Raw genomic sequence first — 19,300 nt, forward strand, 5'->3', positions numbered from 1 at the left:
TTTCTGCGGTGGTGAAAGGAAAAGTGGCGGTCAGGCGAACTTCTGATTCCCGAGTACGTCGAGGAACGCGATCTGTTCCTGAGCGTTGGAACCGGGGCGTGGCCTGAAGATGATGAGGCGATGACCGGTGGCCGGGCTCAGCACGACGTCGCATTGCAGGTCGAGTTGGCCGACCGCGGGGTGCCGGATGAGTTTGGGTGCCGAGGTGAGCGCCGCCACCTGCTGCTGCGACCACAGCTCACCGAACTCGGCGCTGCGCTCGAGCAGGTCGGCCACCAGCCCCTGAGCGAACCGGTCACCCGCCGGGCGCTGAGCGACACCGGCCCGCAGGTCGGCCGCATAGGCCTGGCCGATGCGCTCGTGCTCGGCCGGATCGTTGCTGTCGCGTGAGGCCGGGTCGGCGAACCAGCGCCACGTGACGTTGGACTGATAGCCGGGCAACCCGGTCCAGACGCCCAGCAGGTTCTCCGCGGCGCGGTTCTGGGCGACGACCGTCAGCAGATCGTCGGTCACCTGGGCCGGGGTGCGCTCGAGCACATCCAGCAGGTACATCATCGCCGGGTCGACGTGCGCCAGGGGTGAGCGCGGCTCCGGCGGCTGCTGCCCGGCCAGGCGGAACAGGTAGTCCTGCTCGTCGCCGGTGAGCCGGATGGCCCGGGCGAGACTGGCCAGCGCCGCCGGCGACGGGGTGCGTACCCGGCCCTGCTCGAGCCGGGAATAGTAGTCCGGCGACAGCGCCGCCAGACTCGCCACTTCTTCCCGGCGCAGCCCGGGCGTGCGGCGCCGGCCACCAGCGGGCAGACCGACGTCCTCGGGCCGTAAACGCTCCCGCCGGTGGCGAAGGAACTCGCCGAGCGCTTTGTCATCCATGTCGACCTCCCCTCTTGCCGGTGTGAATCCAGCATCGCCGGAAGGAACCGGGATATGAAGGCCACGTTTAGCCTAGGGTTCCCATACCGTGGCTACCGCCTGGATCCGGATCATCGTGGCGGCGTACAGCATGGGCGGTCTCAGGACAGGGGCGAGGCGCCGGTCGGGTCGAGAAGCGACGTGAGCATCTTCCTTTCGCCCACTCGTGGGCGTAATCGTATGGACGCCGGTCGCCGGAGCATGGCTCCTGTGGTCTGTCGCCAGTTGTATGGACACGTCGTACCGATTGGCTCGTGCATTTCTTGGGAGTTTTGTTAATGGTTTCTGCGGAGAACGACGCTTCCGTCAACGTCATGAGGATGCTGACTGGATTGGCCGATCGGCTGCTCTTTCCGTTGGACGGTCTGCCGAAGGGGGCTCATGTCGTCCAGCTGGCCTGCGGCACCGGCGAGCTGAGCCTCGCGCTGGCCCGCCGCCGTCCCGATCTGCGGATCACCGCGATCGACATCGACCCCACGGTGCTGGACGCCGGGCGGGACTCTGGGGCCGAGCAGAACTTACTCGTCGATTTCCGGGCCATGTCGATGGCCGGGCTCGACTTCGCAGACGGCAGCGTCGACGCGGTGATCTCCCGGATGGGAATGTTCCTGCCCGGAACGGCTCCGTTCGACGTGGCAGCGGGGGAGGCCGCCCGGGTTCTGCGGCCGGGCGGATCGCTGAGCATCGGCACCTGGAGTGACCTGGCCGGCAGCCCCTACACGCGGATCGGGCTCGCGGTGCTGCGCCGAGTCCTTCCCGAGGGCGCGGTCCCGGACATGGACGTCATCTTCAGCGAGTCGGCGCGGCCCGGCGCGTTCGAGGGTTACCTCACGGACGCGGGCTTCCGGGACATCGAGGCCGCATGGTTCGAGTGGGACACGGAGTATCCGGACTTCGAGGCGTGGTGGGAGTTCGACACGGGCTTCGGCCCGCTCAAGCCTTTGTTCGCCTCGCTCGACGAGCACCAGCGCGCCGCGGCACGCCAGGTGATGGCGGACACGATGGCCGAGCACCGGACCGCGTCCGGCGGGTATCGCCTGCCGGCAACCGCGCGCGTCATGACCGCCCGGCGCTGAGGAGCACCGCATCCGGCGGGTTGTCCGGATCGCCGGCCACGCGGAAGCGGCCCGGAGGAACTCCGTACTGGCGACGGAAGGCGTGACTCAGCGCGAACTCGGTGGCATAACCGACCCGGCGCGCGATCGCCGCGAGCGGGGCGTCGGTGTCGCGCAGCAGGCGGGCGGCGAAGGACAGCCGCCACTCGGTGAGGTACCGCTTCGGCGGCCGGCCGGCCACGGCGGTGAAGCGGTTGACGAAGGCCGTTTTCGACAGCCCGGCTATGGCGCTGAGGTCGGGCACGGTCCATGGGTGGTGCGGGGCTGCGTGGATCCGGTCGAGCACCTCGGCGATGGCCGGATCGGTGGTCTCCGCCAGCTCCGCCCCGCGGTTGTCCGCAAGCCATTGTTTGAGCAGGTGGGTCAGTACCAGGTCGAGCAGGGCCGGCCGGGTGACTCCGGTGCCCGGTCCGGTGTCGGCGAGGTTTGCTCGCACCAGATCCAGCAGCGGACGCAGGTGCGGGTTGCGGTCGTGGTCGGGGGAGACCGCGATCACGTCCGGCAATCTCTGCAGGTAGTGCGGCACCGGACTGTGATCCAGCCAGTACGCGCCGCAGAGGATCTCGACATCGGGCCGGGCCGGCTCCGGCAGATCCTCCTTCGCGACGGCCAGGGGCAGGCTCCGTAGCGCGGACGGTGCGTGGCTCAAGCCGTGCTCGCCGCCCGACGGCGTGAGAACGACGTCTCCGGGTGCGAGCTGCCGGGGTGGTCCGTCCGCGGTGATGAGCCAGGCGTCGCCGTTCAGGACCAGGTGGAATCCGCTGCCGCCGAAAGCCGGATGCCGCCATCCCCACGATCCCGACGCCCGCAACAAGCACGCCTCCGCGCGCCCGATCCGGACGTTCGCCAGTGCCTCGCCGAGAACGTCCATACGGTAACGCTACCGCCGGCCGATGCGGGCGGCGTACGTGCGGTTAAGCGGTGACTGGCCCTGACAGAACCAGGTAAGTCTGTACCTATCTCGCCGGCCTCTGATCGAAGACTGTTGACACACGCCTCGAGTGCGGGTGTGAGCAGCGAGCCTTGGTCAGGAAGGTACAAAATGCGTGCAGCAGTGGTCAGGAAGTTCGGCGGGCCTGAGGTTCTCGAGGTGATCGACGTCCCGGTCCCCGTCCCCGGTCCGGGTGAGGTGCTGGTCAAGGTGGCCGGCGCCTCCGTCAACAACGCTGACATCATTGTCCGGACCGGGATCAACGTCGAATACGGTGCGACCGCCGCCCGCGAGCAGTTCGGGCTCGGTGCCGACGTCGCCGGCACGGTCGCCGCCGTGGGTAACGGAGTCACCAAGTTCCGCGTAGGTGACGCCGTCGTCGGTACCCAGGAGCGGTTGGATCGTTCGCTGAGCACCCAGGCGGAGTATGTCGTTCTCGAGGCATGGGAGCTGGCGGTCGCCCCTGCAGGCGTCGACCTTGTTCAGCTCGCCACCCTGGGGCTGAACGCGACAACCGCCGATCAGGCCCTCGACACGCTGGGCCTGCATCGGGGCCAGTGGCTGCTCGTCACCGGAGCCGCGGGAGGCGTAGGGCTGTACGCCGTCGAACTCGCCAAGGTGCGCGGCCTGCGTGTTGTCGCTCAGGCGAAGGCCGAGGACGAGTTGCTGCTGCGCGAGGCGGGTGCCGAGGTCTTCGTCACCCGCGACGAGGACCTCGTTCCCACAGTACGCCGGCTGGTGCCGGGCGGCGTCGGCGGCGCGATCGACGCGGCGAACCTCGCGGCCGGGGCCGCCGACGCCGTTACCCACGGCGGCGCCTTCGTCTCGCTGCTCAACACCGCGCCGATGCAGCGCCGCGAGGTGACGATGACGAACATGGCCTGGCACACCGATCCGGACCGGTTGGCCAAGCTGGCCGCCTACGCGGCGTCGGGTGTGATCTCGCTGCGCGTGGCCCACACGTACCCGCTCGACCAGGTGGCCGAGGCGCAGGAGAGGCTCGCCGCCGGCGGTCTCCGCGGACGCATTGTGCTGGTCCCGTGAGCTCTGCCGGTCAGCTTCCGGAGTCAGCCGAGGGGGAGTCCGGCGAACAGGGAGTAGGTGACCGGGTTGGCGTATTCGTCGATGTGGACGATGCGGCCGTCGCGGATCTCGAATTTGAAGACATAGACGTTCTGGTACTTGGTGTCGGTGCCGGCCTGCACGAGGTCTCCCTCGGCCTGGACGAACACCGTGCCGGCCTCGGCGTCGACCGCATACCGCTTGTTGTTGAGGACCACGCGCGAGAATCTTGTCACGATGGTGTTGAGGTAGGTGAGTACCTCCGCTTTGCCGGTGAACACGTAAAACGGGTCGGGCGTGCCGGTGTTCGAGAACGGAATGATTTCCACGACGTCGTCGGCCAGGTGGCCTTCAATCAACGAGATGTCCTGCTTCTCCAGCGCCTCGAAGAACGTCTTGGCCAGGTCGAGAGGCGCGAGTTGACTGTTGCTCATGACAGCTCCATGTCCGGGACCGAATGTCCCTTCGTCGATCGGTGAGACCGAGTCTGGTCCGGGCCCGCCGACGCGATCCAGGCCTAACTGATCCCCGGATGGACCGGCCGGCCAACCAGCCCCGGTATCCAGGGATCGTTTGTGCCTGCCACCGTCTCCGGTCCTGCCGCACGCTAGTGGCATGACGATCAACCTGCTCATCAGCGCCGCCGACAACACCGTCCCGATCACCATCCAGCAGCGCAGCTCACTGGCCCCGGCCGACGCCTTCCGCCTGATCATGCCCATCGACCTGCCGACCGTGTTCAACGGCGTCTGGCCTTTCCCCGGAGTCAGGTCGGTCGCCAATCAGGCCGAGTCGTGGGACCACGCCGGCCCTACCCGCAACCCGCAGTTCGAGGACGGACCGCAGGCGGACGAGCAGCTGACCGAGTGCGTCGACGGCATGAGTTTCGCGTACCAGCTGACCGGGTTCACCAACGTCCTCTCCCGGCTGGCCGCCGGCGTACGGGGGGAATGGAACTTCAACCCGGACGGCGACGGCACGCTGATCCGATGGACCTATGAGTTCAAGCCGCTACCGGGACGGCGCTGGATCGTCGCCGGCCCGTTCGCCCCGCTCTGGCGCCGCTACATGGTCGTCGCACTCGACCGGATGGTCCAGTGGAGCGAAGCGGCCGCAAAAACGCCGGTGGCCTGAAGGCTCACAAGACCCACCACGATTCAACTGCTGTCGGCCGTACGGACCTGACCAGCCTGTCCGCCGGCCCACTCAGGTCACTCGGAACACCGGCCACCCGATCTCGGTGCGCCACGCCGCCGGATCGCTTACGTCCCGAGGCCCGACGAGATAGACCTCCCGTACGGGTCCCGCCACCGACATCGCGTTCTTCACCACCCAGGTCCCGAGCTCGCCGTAGGTGACCTCGACGCCGTCGTGCTCGCCGACGTGGGTGGCCACTGCCAGTTCCGCGGCGGGCAGGGTCGCGGGGTGCACCCGCCCGGTACGAGGCGGAGCGGCCGTCGGCAGGTAGACCAGCACGTGACCGCGGCCCTGCTCGAACAGGGAGTTGTCGTAGGTGCCACCCGGGGGACCGGTCACCGCGTCGCCGACAGCCACCTCCAACTCGGCCATGGCGCCCGCGAACCAGGCGTCGACCTCGCCCTCGTCGACCACGGCGGCCACCGCCGCGACCGTGCAGGCGGGCTCGGCGCGGAGCTCCACCTCGATCGGCGCGGGGTCGGGCCGGAGCAGGCGGCGCAGCGACGCGACCGCGGCCCGGGTGCGGTCGAGCTCGGCCTCCAGGCGTTGGAGGTGGTCGGCGACCAAGGTCGCGCGGACACCGGGGTCCGGGGACCGCAGGATCCGCTGCACGTCACCCAACGGGACGTCGAGTTCGCGCAGCCGGTGGATGACCTGGGCGGTCGGGATCTGCTCGACGGCGTAGTAGCGGTAGCCGGAGGACTCGTCCACTACGGCGGGCTCCAGCAGGGCGCCCTCGTGATATCGCCGCAGGGTCCGCACGCTCAGGCGGGTCAGGCGCGAGAACTCCCCGATCGTCAGCACCCCCGCAGTATGGAGGCTCCCCCAGGGGGAGAGTCCAGCGCTTGACCCTGCTGTACGGCGAGGCCACACGGTGGGGTCATGACACACCACAGCGACCTCCGGCCCGATCCGCGCGCGGCGACGGCGGCCACTACTTCAGATCGCGATCGTCTCGATGGACGCCGTGCACTGGTCACGGGCGGATCGAAGGGCTCGGGCAAGGCCGTCGTCGAGAGACTGCGGGAGATGGGCGCCGACGTCTACGTGACGGCCCGGACGATGCCCGAGGGGTACGAGCACCCCGACCGGTTCATCGAGGCCGACACCGCGACGATCGAGGGCGCGAAGGCGGTGGCCGACCGGATCGCCGAGACCGGCGGCGCACTGGACATCCTGGTGCACGTCGTCGGAGGTGCCTCGACGCCGTCCGGCGGGTTCGCGGTCATCACCGACGAGCAGTGGATGATCGAGCTGAACCTGAACCTCCTCGGAGCGGTGCGGCTCGATCGGGCTCTCCTCCCGGCGATGATCGAGTCCGGGTCGGCGGTCGTGCTGCACTTCACCTCGATTCAGCGTGAACTTCCTCAGTACGACGCGTCCCTGGCCTACGCGGCAGCGAAAGCCGCGTTGCGCACCTACAGCAAGGGGCTCGCCAACGAGCTCGCCCCGCGCGGCGTCCGCGTCAACGCGATCAGCCCCGGCGGGATCGAGACGGAGGCGTACGAAAGGTTCGTGGACCGGATCGCCGAGGGCAACGGGATCAGCCGCGAACAAGCCAAGCAGAGCATTTATGACTCCCTGGGAGGCGTACCCCTGGGACGGTTCGCCAACACCGAGGAGATCGCCGACCTGGTCGGCTTCCTGGTCTCGGACCGCGCCTCGGCCATCGTGGGCGCCGAGTACGTGATCGATGGCGGAACAGTCCCAACCGTCTGAGCCCAGCGATCCTCGCCCGCATGCTCGGCATTCAGATCAGCTAGTCCTTAACTCGGGGTCGCAGCGACCGACAGCTTGGAAGTGCGGAATTCGGTCGGCATCACCCTTTTGATGGCTGGAGCAGCGATCACCGCGCTGACCCCGGACTCGGTCTGGGGCCAGGCGGCTTATCTCAGCTGCTTCGCCGGCATCGTGGTCGCGGCGTGGGTGGCGGCCCGGCGCTCCGGGCCGCGCCGGCCATGGACGCTCATCGCCTGTGCCGTCACCGCATGGCTGGCCGGCGACCTGACGGCGGCGATTCTGCAGTTGTCCGGCCGTTCCCCCACGGTCGGGCTGCAGGATGTCTTCTGGCTGGCCGGCTATCCGTTGATGGGTGCGGCGATCATCGACATGGTGGGCCGGCGCGCACCCAAGCAGAGCCGCGCGGCACTGCAGGACGGCTTGACCCTGACCATCGCGGCCGGACTCGCCGCCTGGCAGTTCTTCATCGAGCCGGAACTGCACAGCGGCGGCCCGACACTGCCGTTGATTGTGGGAGCGCTCTACCCGACCGGTGATCTGATTCTGTTCGCCGCCGTCGTCTACCTCGCGCTCTCGCCCGGCCGCAACGGCGTGCCGAGCCTGCTGCTGATCGCCGGCAATGGGCTTTCCCTCGTTCTGGACACCCTGCTCACCGCGCTCTCGGACGTGCTGCCCGGCGCCAACGGGGACCGGTTCAGCGGCGCGTTGCTCATCGCGAACGCGCTCGTCGTAGCTTCGGCACTGCGCCGGGACCGGGATGAGCTGCTCCAGCCGGTGCTGGTCGACAAGCCGCGCATTCACCCGGCTCGGCTGATATTCCTGGGGCTGGCCATGCTGACCGGACCGATCCTGGCAGTCGGCCGGGAGAACGGACCGGTAGTGGAGCGGCTGCTGATGCTCACTGCGACTGCGGTGACTGTCGGTTTCTGCCTGGCCCGCTTCACCCACGCGGTGCAGGAACAAGGCCGGACCCAGGAACGCCTGACCTACCTCGCCGACCACGACAGCCTGACCGGTCTGGTCAACCGCCGGGTACTCAACGAACGCCTGGCCCGGCAGTTCCGCCCGAACGAAGACCTGGCCCTGCTCTACCTCGACCTCGACGGCTTCAAGGCGGTCAACGACGAGTACGGGCACGCCGCGGGTGACGCCGTGCTGGTCGAAATGGCCAGACGGATCCGGAACGAGATCGGCGACGAGGACTTGGCCGCCCGCCTCGGTGGCGACGAATTCGCGGTGCTGTGCCAGGACCGAAACCCCGCCAGTGCCGGCGAATTGGCCGAGCGGCTGCGCCGGACGGCATCGGAGCCCATCCTCAACGACGGCGCGGAGCTGCACGTCGGGATCAGCATCGGCGTGGCCAACGGCGCCGGCTGCGTGCACGGTGCCGATCTGATGTCCCACGCCGATAGCGCGATGTTCCAGATCAAACGGGAACGCCGGGCCACCCTGGGCAATCTGCCGTCCGCAACGCCTGTGATGCAAGTCCACCGGAGTGCCCGAGGCGGCGCCGAGACACCCCGGGCCGAAGGGTTCGAATCCGCCCTCGTTCCAGCAGCTTCACATAGTCCAGGGAAGGACTGGACGGCGGTTGGGCGGCCCGCTGATGACCTCACCGATCCCACCGTCGCATCGCCTTTCGCGGCATGAACGCGATCGCTTGGCTCGGGTAAAGGCCCGGCCGGATGAGTCCCGGGTCCAGTGCGCGGCGAACGACGTGATTTCCCCCGGATCGGACGGGTATTCAGCGGCCATGACGTCGATCAAGGTGGGCCTGTGCGGAGCCGGCATGGCGTTGTCCTCCTATGCGCAGCGCTTCGGGGTGCTGGAGGTGCAGCAGACGTTCTACGAACCGCCCCGCGAGGCGACGTTGCGGCGCTGGCGCGCCGGCGTGCCGCCGGCGTTCGAGTTCACCGTCAAGGCGTGGCAGTTGATCACGCACGAGTCGAGAAGTGCCACGTACCGGCGGCTACGCACGCCGCTGACCGACGTCGAACGCACCGAGGTCGGCGGATTCCGGTGGACGCCCATCGTCGAACGTGCCTGGGAGACCACGCTGAAGTGCGCCGCGATCCTGGAATCGACCGCGATCCTGCTGCAGTGCCCGGCGAGCTTCGGCCCCACCGAGCCCGCTGTCGAGCGAATGCGCGAGTTTCTCTCCAAGGCACGCCGGCCCGCCGGCGTCCGGCTGTTGTGGGAGCCGCGCGGCCCCTGGCCGGACGAGCTGGTCAGAGATCTGTGCGACGAACTTGACCTGACCCATGCCGCCGACCCGTTCGTGCGGCCCAGCCTGACACCGATGGCCTACTACCGGCTGCACGGCATCACCGGCGCCCGCCACGTGTACACAGACGATGAGCTGACCCATCTGGCGGCGATCATCGAGGCCGGCCCCGCCTATGTGATGTTCAACAACCTGCCACGCGCCACCGACGCCTGGCGGTTCGATCAGCTGGTGCACCCGGAGGTGCGCGCCGCCCGGTCGGCGTAGGCCTCGAATGACCGGCAATATCTGATCCGGCCTTCGCCGATTGCTTCCGACGACAAGGACGTCTGACGGACCGGGAAGCCCGTGTCCTGTCAAACCAGGTTGTGCAGCTCGTTCCGGAACCGGGCCATCCACTGATCGATCTCGGCTCCGGTCCACCACAGCCGCCGGGGCGAGTATTCCCAGACGATGCGGGTCGTGCCGCCGACGACCGCGCATTCGACGTAGAGCGGTGGTTGCCGCACGGCGGCCCCGGGATCCCACACGTCACCGATGGCGGCCGCGCTCAGGGAGAACAGGCCGCTGCGGCTCCGCGTCGGCATCTCGCCCTGGAAGTTGAACCGTAGCGTCGGAGCCGGGGCCTGGCCGATGCTCTGTCGCAGGCCCGGGTCGTCGCTCAGATACTTGAGACCTTCGAAGGACAGACCCGCGGACGGGACGCCGGCCAGCCGTTCGCCCACCGCGGTCAGCGTCTCGGCCGGGCTCTGGGACCGGCTGTCCTCGAAGGCGAGCGGGAAGGTGCAGTGCAGATCGCCGACCGTCCGCGAGAGATCGAGGCCGTGCACCGCTGTCTGTCTCCCCGAACCGGCGAGCTCGACCACGAGACGCCCGCAGCTCCACTGGCGCTGAGCCGTCCGCACCAGCGCCGTGAGCAGGACGGTGGCGAGCGGTGCGCGGCCTGCGCCCGGCCCGTTCCTCCGTACGTTGCGGAGCGCGCGTGTCTGTTCGGGAGGCAGGCTGTGGCGGGCGGTGGCCAGGTCTTCCGGCTGCACGCCGGGATGCGCCAGCGGGTCGTAGGTGGCCGGTGGCGGCACTGCGAGCTGAGTACGCCAGAACATCAGATCCGCCTTCGCGTCCCGGCGGGCGAAGTCGTTCATCCAGCCGGAGAACACCTCGAAGCGCGCCGAGGTCCGGGCCAGTTGCAGGGCGTCGCCCTGTTCGTCCAGCCGGCAGAGCTGGTCCAGGTCATCCAGCAGGATGCGCAGCGTGACCCTGTCCATGACGAGGTGGCTGACCGCGATGAACAGGCGTTGCCGGGAGCCGGTCTCGATCAGAAGCAGACGCATCAGCGGGCCGTGCTCGACGCTGAGTCGGCGATGCTGCTCGCTGAGGAGCGGCGGGAGCGCGTCGGGCCGGTCCAGCGTCACCGACTCGACGGCGAGACTGCCCTCGATGTCACCGTAGCGCTGCGCGAATCGGCCGTCGTCGCGACGGAACCGCAGGCGCAGCGCCTCGTGCCGGGCGACCAGCGGGGACGCGGCTCGACGGAGACGGTCCGGGGTGAGCCGCCGATGGACGCCGAGCATGACCGTGCGGGTCGACCCGTCCCATTGCCCCAGCTCCAGGGCGTGCCGCTGCGCGGCGCTGAACGGGACGTCACCGGTTTCCGGAGCCTCGCCCAGCTCGGGGGGCGCCGACTCGAAGTGCCGTACCAGCGAGATCGCCATCGCCCGCAGGGTGGAGTCGTTGCCCAAGATCGCCGGTGGGATGCGCGCTCCGGTCCGGTCCTCGACGCGCTGGGCCAGATCGATCAGCCCGAGCGAGTCGAGGCCGACGTCGACGAGTGGCCGATCCACCGATACGTCGTTCGGGTCGGTCAGGTGCAGCACCTCCGCGACTTCGGTCTGCAGCAGCCGGAGCACGTACTCCGGCTCGCCGGCCGGGCCCGCCCGCGGCAACGTCTTCCGCGTCAGCCGGCGTCGTCCTGAGATCGCCGACGAACGCAGCGAGCCGGCCGTCCACTGGTGCTTGGACTGGGTGCGCCGCAGCTTTCCGCTGGTCGTCTTGGGAAGGCTGTCCGGCCTCATCAGCAGGACCTCGTGACACTGCACCCCGCAGTGCGAGGTCACCGCGGCCCGGATCGCCGAGGCCGCGCGGTCCAGCGGGATCGGCGATCCGTTGCGCAGGACCTTCTTGCGCAGCTCGGCCGCCACCACGACCCGCTCGACGCCGTCGACCCGCACCCCGAAGGCGACCGCGTTGCCCGGCCGCAAAATGGGATCGGCCGCCACGACCGCCGCTTCCAGATCCTGCGGATGAATGTTGCGGCCTCCGACGATGATGAGGTCCTTCAGACGGCCGCAGAGGAACACCTCGCCGTCGTCGCCGATCACCCCGAGATCACCGGTACGCAGGAAACGTCGCCCGTCGTCCGGGTCGTTCCCGGTCGCCGGGCGCGCGGCGAAGACGGCCGCGTTCTCCTCCTCGGTCCGTCCCCAGTAACCGCTCGACACGCTGGGACTGGAGATCCACAGCTCACCGACGGCGTACGGTGGCCGCGGCCGCCAGGTCACCGGGTCGACGGCGATCACCGAAACACCCCATTCCTCGTCCGGCACGCCGCTGCCCACGAGCGTCACCGCGGGCGCGCCCGGGGCCGGCGCGACGATCACGCCGTCGCGATCCAGCAGGGCCCGATCCCCGTGGAGAAGCGTCGGCTTCCGGCCGGCCCGGCCGCAGACGAACAGCACCGCCTCGGCCATGCCGTACACGTTGACGAACGACGCCGGGTTGAAGCCCATCCGGCTGAGCGCGGCTTCGAAGCGGTCCATCGTGGCGACGAGCATCGGCTCACCGCCCTGCAGGGTGGAGCGGACCGACGAGAGGTCGAACGAGTCGCCGTCGCGCAGACCGCGCAACACGTAGTCGTAGCCGAAGTTCGGCGCGGCGATGTGCGTGCCGCGGTAGCGATCGATCGCCTCGAGCCAGAGACGCGGGGCGGCCAGGAAGGTCATCGAGGAGAAGGCGATGCAGCGTGCCCCGGTGTACATGGCGTTGAGGATCCCGCCGGCCAGCCCCATGTCGTGGAACAACGGCACCCAGCCGACGAGCACCGACTCGCTGTCGACCCGGGTGTTGCGCGCGATCAGCTCGAGATTGTGAGTCAGATTCCGGTGCCGTACGACGACGCCCCTGGGCGCCGACGTCGAGCCGGAGGTGTACTGCAGGTACACGACGTCGTCCGGGCCGGACCGGGCGGCCGCGCTGGTCAGCCGGGCCGCGGCCGCCTCCGGATCGGCGCGTCTGACGCGATTGGACAACAGCCAGGTGAGTTCGGGCCAGCTCGACGTCTCACGGCCACGCCAGCGGCTCGCCACGCCGTCGCGTACCGACGCCAGCGTGGCCAGCGCCCGGTACTTCGCATGGGTGAGGGCGACGCGTGCGCCACTGTCCTCGGCGATGTGCCGGAGCTTGGGCAGCTCCCGATCGAGATGCCGCGGGTCGGGGCTGGCCACCGGGACCGCGATCGCGCCGAGGAGCATGCACCCGAAGAAGCTCGCGACGAACTCCAGACCATCGGGCGGGAAGATGAGCAGCACGCGGTCGCCGGGCTCGACCCCGGCCGCCTGCAGGAAGTCGGCGGTGCCGGCCGCCCGCCGCACGATTTCCTGGCGGTCGGCCGTGTCGATCTCCTTGCCGTGGCGATCGAGAAACGTGTAGAGGGGCGCCCCGGGTGCGGCGTCAAGGCGGTCGGCCATGGTGGTCAGCAGGCTCGCGGACATCCGGGACTCCGATGGATGGGGAGCGACTCGTTCGGACGTTACACCCGTCGTCGTGAAGTGGGCCGGTCCCGCTGTGGACTGCGCGTTGTGATCAACCTAAATCGGGCCGTGGGGCGCAGTCGGCTTGTTTCCGGCACGTTACGGATGTTTCGAAAACATCTCGGGGATGTCTTGTCGGTCACATTCAACTCGTGTTTACTGCGATCAACACGAGTTGAATGGGGTTTGCAGCGATGCGCATCATCCTCGACACCGACCTCGCCATGGGCGCTCCCGGGTCTGACATCGACGACGGGTTCGCCCTGGCTCTCGCATACGCCGATCCCGGCATCGAGCTCGATCTGATCACCACCGTGAACGGCAACACCGACGTCGAGAGCGCCACGATCCTCACGGGGGAGCTGGCGAACCGGCTGGGCATCAAGGACGTCCCCATCGTGCGCGGCGCCTCGGCCGCATACACCCGGCCTCACATCAAACGCACGCCCGCCGACAACGTGCTGGCGTTGCGTGACTCGGCCCAGCCGCCCACCGGTGGCTACGCGGCCGTCGCGATCGCCGAGCACATCATGGCCCACCCGGGGGAGATCACCTTGGTCGCCATCGGCCCGCTGACCAACGTGGCCGCCGCTCTGCTGCTCGAACCGCGCATCGCCGAAGCGGTCAAGGAAATCGTCATCATGGGCGGAATGTTCTTCGGCACCATGTCCAACCGCGACATGCCCGGAGAGTTCAACGTCTGGGTCGACCCCGAGGCGGCGCAGGCCGTGCTGCGCTCGGGCGCGCCGCAGCGGTGGGTGGGTCTCGACGTCACCCTGCAGGCCCGCCTCAACCGCGAGCACGCCCAGCGGATGATCGATGCGGGCACGGCGTTCGCCCCGTTCGCCGGCGAGTTCACCCTCGCCTGGATCGACCACATCCACGCGCTTTACCCCGGCAACCCCCTCGAGGCCGACTCGTGCGCCATGCACGATCCGCTGGCCGTCGCCGTCCTCACCCGGCCCGACCTGTGCGAGTTCCGTGAGGTGACGGTCTCGGTGATCACCGGTGAGGGCGAGGCCCGGGGCGTGATGATCACTGACCGTCGCGAGGGCGCCGAACCGCCGGCCGCGAACGCCCGCGTCGCGGTCTCCGTCGACGCCGATGCCTTCACCGAACACTTCCTCGGACTCATCACCGGTCTCTGACCGAGAAGGGACACCCCAGATATGTCTCTCATAGCCACCCTCAGCCGGCGGCGGGTGCTCGCCGGACTGGCCTCGGCCGCCGCCTCGGCCCTAATCCTCACCGGCTGCTCCGGCGGCGGCGACAGCGACACCGGCAGCGCCGGTGGGGGCTGGTCGCTGCCGAGCAGCGACCCGGCCGCCACCATCAAGGTGCTCAGCATTCTCGACCTCAAGACCGCCCACATGCAGGAGGTCATCGACGCCTTCGAGAAGGCCCACCCCACGATCAAGGTCGACTACCAGTCGGTGCCGTTCGACAGCCTGAACAGCACCCTGGACGCGCGGATCGCCAACAAGGGCGGCGACCCCGACGTCTATTGGGCCGACCAGCCGCGCATCTCCGCGCTCGCCGCGCGGGGTGAGGCCGAGGACCTGACCAAGGCGTTCGCGGGTTTCAAGGGTTCGTTCGACCCCACCGCGTACGACTCGGGGATGTTCCAGGACAAGCTGTGGGGACTGCCGATCGCGAACTCCACGCAGCTGCTCTACTACAACAAGGACCTGCTGAAGAAGGCCGGCCTGTCCGAGCCCTCGGCCGACCCGGCCCAGCGGATGACGTGGGAACAGCTCACCAAGGACGCCGCCAAGGCGAAGTCGGCCGGCGCCCAGCACGGTTTCCTGTTCGGCCAGTTCGACCGCTACTACCAGCTGGAGCCGCTGCCGGTCCAGCTCGGCGGATCGCCCGGCGCCACCGGCGACAAGAACCTCACCCCGGACTTCACCTCCGAGCAGTGGGTCAAGGCCTTCACCTGGTACGGGGATCTGTTCAAGCAGGGCGTCGCACCCAAGGGCATGAAATCCGAGGAGACCGATCCCGCGTTTGTGGCGGGCCGGGCCGCGTACATCGTGGAAGGCCCCTGGCTGATCCCGCAGCTCGGATCGTCGAAGGTGGACTGGGGCGTCGCGCCGCAACCGGTCTTCGAGGGCGGCAAGCCGGCCACACCGACCGGCTCGTGGTCGCTCGCCATGAACCCGTTCAGCAAGCAGAAGGAGGCCGCCGCGGTCTTCATGAAGTGGATGGCGGTCGACGAGGGCGGCGGCTACATCAAGTACCGCTCCGACCCCGAGCTGGCCGCGTCGCCGGAGGGCAAGAAGATCTACTTCGAGAAGTCGGTGTTCGCCTCCCCGGCGGGCAAGGACGCCGCGAAGATCATCGACTTCGAGACCTCGAACACCGCGGTCAACCGGATCCCGACCATCGGCTACATCGAGTTCGAGACGATCCTCAACCAGGCCTTCGCCGACATCCGCAACGGCGCCGACGCGAAGACAGCGCTGGACAGCGCCTCGGCCCAGCTGACCACCGCCTGGAAGAAGTATCAGTAATGGCTTCGTCCACCGTCACGTCCGAGCCCGCCGCCAAGCGGCGGCGGGCCGGCCGCCGGCAGGAACTGATCTGGGCGGCGATCTTCCTGTCGCCCGCGATCGCGGCCCTCGTCGTGCTGCGGGTCGTCCCGACCGTCGGCGCCGTCGTCCAGAGCCTCTACAAGGCGTTTCCCGGCGGCATCATCCCGGCCACGTTCCACGGCCTGGGCAACTACGAGTCGCTGTTCTCCGACCCCAACTTCGTCGACACGATCATCCGTACGCTGATCTTCAACGCCATCATCAACCCGGTCCAGATCGTGCTGGCTCTGCTGCTCGCGGTGCTGTTCGTGCAGAGGATCCCCGCGGTCGGGGTGTGGCGCACGCTGGTCTTCATCCCGATCACCGTGCCGATCGTCGGCTCCTCCATCGCCTGGGGCGCCGCCCTGAATCCCGACGGGCCGGTCAACGCGCTGATCAGCGCGGTCGGCGGCAACCCGCAGCCGTTCCTCACCTCACCCGACCAGGCCCTGGCCAGCATCATCATGCTGGCCAGCTGGATCGGCATCGGCTACTGGATGCTGTTCCTCATCTCCGGTCTGCAAGCCATCCCGGAGGAGCTGTACGACGCGGCGAAGATCGACCGGGCCGGCGCGATCCGGACGTTCTTCAGCATCACGATCCCGATGCTCAAGCGCCCGCTGCTGTTCGTGCTGGTCGCCGACACCGTCGCCAACTTCGTGCTGTTCGTGCCAGTGCAGCTGCTGACCCAGGGCGGCCCGCAGAACAGCACGACGCTGCTGATGTTCGACGCCTACCGGACGACGTACGGCTACGGCAGCCGCAACCTCGGAGCGGCCGAGGTCGTCATCCTCACCACCATCATGATCTTCTTCGTGCTCCTGCAGTTCCGGCTGCTGCGCGAGGAGAGGACGCCGCGATGACGACCACCGAACTCGCCCGCCCCGGTCGCACCGAGCCGGTCGCCCCGCCGGGACGGGCCCAGCGCCGGGTGAAGACCTCCACCGTCGTGCTGACCGCCGTGGCCGTCGTCGTCGGCGTGGGTTTCGTGCTCCCGGCGATCTGGATCCTCATCGGCTCGTTCCGCCCGAACGCCGAGATCCTCACGACGATGTCCCCGCTGAGCTGGCACCTGGTCATCCCGTCCGAGGTCACTCTCGAGAACTACGTGCACCTGCTGATCGACTCGGGATTCGCCCGGGCGCTGCTCAACTCGTTCATCGTCTGCATCGCGTCGGTCGCGATCGGTCTGGCCATGTCGGCGATGGCCGCCTACGCCCTCGCCGTCTACGAGTTCCCCGGCCGCAACCTGATCTTCGCGGTCATCGTGATCAGCTTCATGGTGCCGTTCGAGGCCATCGCCATCCCGCTGGCGCAGCAGTTCACCGACTGGGGACTGGGCAACACGATGATCGGGCTGATCCTGCCCGGTGTCGCCAACGGTCTGGCCATCTTCAACCTCCGGCAGTATTTCCTGGGCATCCCCCAGTCCTACCGGGAAGCGGCGATGCTCGACGGCGCCTCCGAGCCGAGAATCCTCTTTTCCCTGTACGCACGTCTGAGCGGACCAGCGCTCACGAACTCGGCGCTGCTGATCTTCCTGGGTCAGTGGACCGCTTTCCTGTGGCCGCTGCTGATCGTCAGCGACAGCGACCTGCAACTCGCCCCGGTCGCGCTGGCCGGTACCTTCGGCGAACACGCGGCCGACTACGGGCAGAACTTCGCCGGCACCATCGTGCTCACCCTCGTGCCGGCGATCAGCATGTTCGTGCTCCAGCGCTTCTTCGGCCGTCTCTCGATCGGAAGTGGAGAGAAGTGAGTACCTACCTTCCCGGTACGGCGGGCATCATCGTCGTCGGATCCGCCAACCAGGACTACATCGTCCGGGTGGCCGAACCGCCGGGGCCGGGTGAGACCGTGCTGGCCACCGGTCTGCTCAACCAGCCCGGCGGCAAGGGCGCCAACCAGGCCGTGGCCATGGCCCGGCTGCGCGGCGACGTCAGCTTCGTGGCCTCGGTCGGTGACGACGCCGACGGCGCCCAACTCATCCGGGAACTACGCTCCGAGGGCGTCGACACCACCAATGTGGAAATCATCAGCCGGGGGCGTACGGGTCTGGCCCTGGTCCTCGTGTACGACTCGGGCGAAAACTCGATCACCGTGGTGCCCGGCACCAACTTCGCGCTGACCAACGAGCGGGTCCACCGTACGGTCGGCCGGATCACCGCCGAGACCGGCGCCGGCACCATGGTCGTGCAGGCCGAGGTGCTGCCCGAGATCATCACCGCCGCCATCACCGCGGCGGCCGAGGCCGGAGCCCGGGTGATCCTCAACCTCGCGCCCTACCAGCCGGTGGCCGAGGAACTGCTGGCCCACTGCGATCCGCTGGTGCTCAACGAGGCCGAGGCCAGCGGCCTGCTGGGCTGGGAGGTCCGCGGCGCCGAGGCGGCCCTGCGGGCGGTCACCGAACTGCGGGCCCGTACCCGCTCAGTGGTCGTCACGGTCGGCGCCGAGGGCGCCTGCTGGGCCGACGCGCAGGAGAGCGGACACGTCCCGGCGCCCAAGCCGACAGCCGTCGTCGACACCACGGGCGCCGGCGACGCCTTCGTCGGAGCGCTGGCGGTCCGGCTCACCTCCGGCGCCGACCTGAGGGACGCGGTGACCGTGGGCGTTCGCGCCGGGACGTTCGCGGTGCAGAGCCCGGGTGCCCAGTCGTCGTATCCTTCGCCGGCGGATCTCGGACTCGAGCCCGCCGAGATCCACCCTTAGGAGCACCACTTGGCAGTGACACGCTCGGATGTGGCGCGCGCCGCCGGCGTCTCCCCGGCCGTGGTCAGCTACGTCCTCAACAACGGTCCCCGGCCGGTCGCCGCCCGCACCCGGGAACGGGTCCTGGCGGCGATCGACCAGCTGGGCTACCGGCCCAACGCGATCGCGAGTGCGCTGCGCGGAGGCAGCACACAGACGATCGGGTTGCTCACACCCAACCGGAGCAACCCGTTCTACGGGTCGCTGGCCGAGGAGGTCGAGCGGACGCTCACCGAGCAGGGTTACCTCACCCTCACCGCCAGCACGTACGGCTACCGCTCCAGTGAGGAACGCCTGCTCCAGACGTTCGTCGACCGCCAGACCGACGGCTTGATCATCACATCCGGCGTGTCGCTGTCGGGTGCGGTGCTCGCCGGCGTCGACCAGTCGGTGCTGGTGCTCGAGGAACGCCCCGAAAGCTCCCTGTCCACCGTCAGCACGGACGACGAGAGCGACGCCGCCCGCGCGGTCGACCACCTCCAGGTGCACGGGCACCACCTGATCGGCTGCATCGTCGGCCCGCCCTACGTCAGCACCGACGGGCTACGTCTGGCCGGGTGGCGCGGCCAGCAACGCCGTACCGGCCGGCCCGCCTCGGACGGTCTGGTCGCGCTCGCGGACGCGGGGGAGGAGGGCGGCTACCAGGCGGCCGGCCTGCTGCTGAGCGAACATGGCCGGCCCTGGGCCGTCTACGGCCGCAGGCCGACCGCGCTGTTCGTGGCGTCCGACGTCCAGGCGTTCGGTGCGCTGCACGCCTGCTGGGAGCTGGGACTGAGGGTGCCCGACGATGTGGCGCTGGTGTCGATGGGCGGGACCCGGGCGGCCCGCTTCACGATCCCGCCGCTGACCACGATGCGGCAGGACACCGAATACCTGGCCCGCATCGCCTGCACGCACCTGCTCGAGGACATCCGCCACCCCGGCACCCCGCCCGCCCGCGTCCGGCTGACCGGCAACCTGGTGGTGGGCCACACCTGCGGCTGCTCCCCGTGAGA

At 69.0% G+C, this 19,300-nt stretch carries 17 protein-coding genes; 12 read left to right on the top strand and 5 right to left on the bottom strand.

Annotated elements, in window-relative coordinates:
* Positions 1-30: 30 nt before the first annotated feature.
* Positions 31-870, bottom strand: coding sequence for a helix-turn-helix transcriptional regulator (locus ACZ3I4_RS45885; protein ID WP_465388471.1), 840 nt, complete (start codon positions 868-870; stop codon positions 31-33).
* A 359-nt stretch (positions 871-1,229) separates the two neighbouring features.
* Between ACZ3I4_RS45885 and ACZ3I4_RS45890 the strand changes: the two genes are divergently transcribed.
* Positions 1,230-1,985 carry a class I SAM-dependent methyltransferase gene (locus tag ACZ3I4_RS45890; protein ID WP_465388472.1) on the top strand — a complete coding sequence of 252 codons (756 nt, stop codon included), beginning with the start codon at positions 1,230-1,232 and terminating at the stop codon, positions 1,983-1,985.
* Here ACZ3I4_RS45890 and ACZ3I4_RS45895 read toward each other — a convergent pair.
* On the bottom strand, positions 1,966-2,895 hold the full coding sequence (locus ACZ3I4_RS45895) for a cupin domain-containing protein (protein WP_465388473.1): 930 nt from the start codon (positions 2,893-2,895) through the stop codon (positions 1,966-1,968). The two genes, ACZ3I4_RS45890 and ACZ3I4_RS45895, sit on opposite strands and share 20 nt — an antisense overlap.
* A gap of 171 nt (positions 2,896-3,066) precedes the next feature.
* Between ACZ3I4_RS45895 and ACZ3I4_RS45900 the strand changes: the two genes are divergently transcribed.
* A complete protein-coding gene (locus ACZ3I4_RS45900; RefSeq protein ID WP_465388474.1) occupies positions 3,067-3,999 on the top strand; it encodes an NADP-dependent oxidoreductase in 933 nt (310 codons plus the stop codon).
* A gap of 23 nt (positions 4,000-4,022) precedes the next feature.
* Here the strand turns inward: ACZ3I4_RS45900 and ACZ3I4_RS45905 are convergent, their stop codons facing one another.
* Entirely contained in the window at positions 4,023-4,451 is a 429-nt protein-coding gene (locus ACZ3I4_RS45905; protein WP_465388475.1) for a nuclear transport factor 2 family protein, read from the bottom strand.
* Between the two features lie 181 nt (positions 4,452-4,632).
* On the opposite strand from ACZ3I4_RS45905, the gene ACZ3I4_RS45910 reads away from it, so the two are divergent.
* Positions 4,633-5,151, top strand: a complete 519-nt coding sequence (locus tag ACZ3I4_RS45910) for an SRPBCC family protein (protein ID WP_465388476.1) — start codon at positions 4,633-4,635, stop codon at positions 5,149-5,151.
* A gap of 72 nt (positions 5,152-5,223) precedes the next feature.
* Here the strand turns inward: ACZ3I4_RS45910 and ACZ3I4_RS45915 are convergent, their stop codons facing one another.
* A complete protein-coding gene (locus tag ACZ3I4_RS45915) occupies positions 5,224-6,018 on the bottom strand; it encodes a MerR family transcriptional regulator (protein WP_465388477.1) in 795 nt (264 codons plus the stop codon).
* A gap of 78 nt (positions 6,019-6,096) precedes the next feature.
* Here ACZ3I4_RS45915 and ACZ3I4_RS45920 point away from each other — a divergent pair, with 78 nt between their 5' ends.
* The 3 genes from ACZ3I4_RS45920 to ACZ3I4_RS45930 all read left to right on the top strand — a co-directional run bounded on the left by ACZ3I4_RS45920 (position 6,097) and on the right by ACZ3I4_RS45930 (position 9,445).
* Positions 6,097-6,933 carry an SDR family oxidoreductase gene (locus tag ACZ3I4_RS45920; RefSeq protein ID WP_465388478.1) on the top strand — a complete coding sequence of 279 codons (837 nt, stop codon included), beginning with the start codon at positions 6,097-6,099 and terminating at the stop codon, positions 6,931-6,933.
* A 192-nt stretch (positions 6,934-7,125) separates the two neighbouring features.
* Positions 7,126-8,604: a GGDEF domain-containing protein gene (locus tag ACZ3I4_RS45925; RefSeq protein ID WP_465388479.1), complete on the top strand. Its 1,479-nt coding sequence runs from the start codon at positions 7,126-7,128 to the stop codon at positions 8,602-8,604.
* Between the two features lie 103 nt (positions 8,605-8,707).
* Entirely contained in the window at positions 8,708-9,445 is a 738-nt protein-coding gene (locus ACZ3I4_RS45930) for a DUF72 domain-containing protein (protein WP_465388480.1), read from the top strand.
* An 89-nt stretch (positions 9,446-9,534) separates the two neighbouring features.
* On the opposite strand, the gene ACZ3I4_RS45935 is transcribed toward ACZ3I4_RS45930, so the two are convergent.
* On the bottom strand, positions 9,535-12,945 hold the full coding sequence (locus ACZ3I4_RS45935; RefSeq protein WP_465388481.1) for an AMP-binding protein: 3,411 nt from the start codon (positions 12,943-12,945) through the stop codon (positions 9,535-9,537).
* A 233-nt stretch (positions 12,946-13,178) separates the two neighbouring features.
* Between ACZ3I4_RS45935 and ACZ3I4_RS45940 the strand changes: the two genes are divergently transcribed.
* Genes ACZ3I4_RS45940 through ACZ3I4_RS45965 form a run of 6 tightly spaced genes read left to right on the top strand, consistent with a single transcriptional unit; the run spans position 13,179 to position 19,298 of the window.
* Positions 13,179-14,132, top strand: a complete 954-nt coding sequence (locus tag ACZ3I4_RS45940) for a nucleoside hydrolase (RefSeq protein WP_465388482.1) — start codon at positions 13,179-13,181, stop codon at positions 14,130-14,132.
* A gap of 21 nt (positions 14,133-14,153) precedes the next feature.
* Positions 14,154-15,497, top strand: a complete 1,344-nt coding sequence (locus tag ACZ3I4_RS45945) for an ABC transporter substrate-binding protein (protein WP_465388483.1) — start codon at positions 14,154-14,156, stop codon at positions 15,495-15,497.
* Positions 15,497-16,420 (top strand): carbohydrate ABC transporter permease, encoded by a 924-nt coding sequence (locus ACZ3I4_RS45950; protein ID WP_465388484.1) that lies wholly within the window; start codon positions 15,497-15,499, stop codon positions 16,418-16,420. Before ACZ3I4_RS45945 ends, ACZ3I4_RS45950 begins: the two co-directional genes overlap by 1 nt.
* On the top strand, positions 16,417-17,316 hold the full coding sequence (locus ACZ3I4_RS45955) for a carbohydrate ABC transporter permease (protein ID WP_465388485.1): 900 nt from the start codon (positions 16,417-16,419) through the stop codon (positions 17,314-17,316). The genes ACZ3I4_RS45950 and ACZ3I4_RS45955 overlap by 4 nt, the downstream gene beginning before the upstream one ends.
* Positions 17,313-18,266 carry a ribokinase gene (locus tag ACZ3I4_RS45960; RefSeq protein ID WP_465388486.1) on the top strand — a complete coding sequence of 318 codons (954 nt, stop codon included), beginning with the start codon at positions 17,313-17,315 and terminating at the stop codon, positions 18,264-18,266. Before ACZ3I4_RS45955 ends, ACZ3I4_RS45960 begins: the two co-directional genes overlap by 4 nt.
* Positions 18,267-18,281: 15 nt before the next feature.
* Positions 18,282-19,298, top strand: a complete 1,017-nt coding sequence (locus ACZ3I4_RS45965; protein WP_465388511.1) for a LacI family DNA-binding transcriptional regulator — start codon at positions 18,282-18,284, stop codon at positions 19,296-19,298.
* The last annotated feature ends 2 nt before the right edge of the window (positions 19,299-19,300 follow it).

The organism is Actinoplanes sp. NPDC021490 (assembly GCF_055562135.1).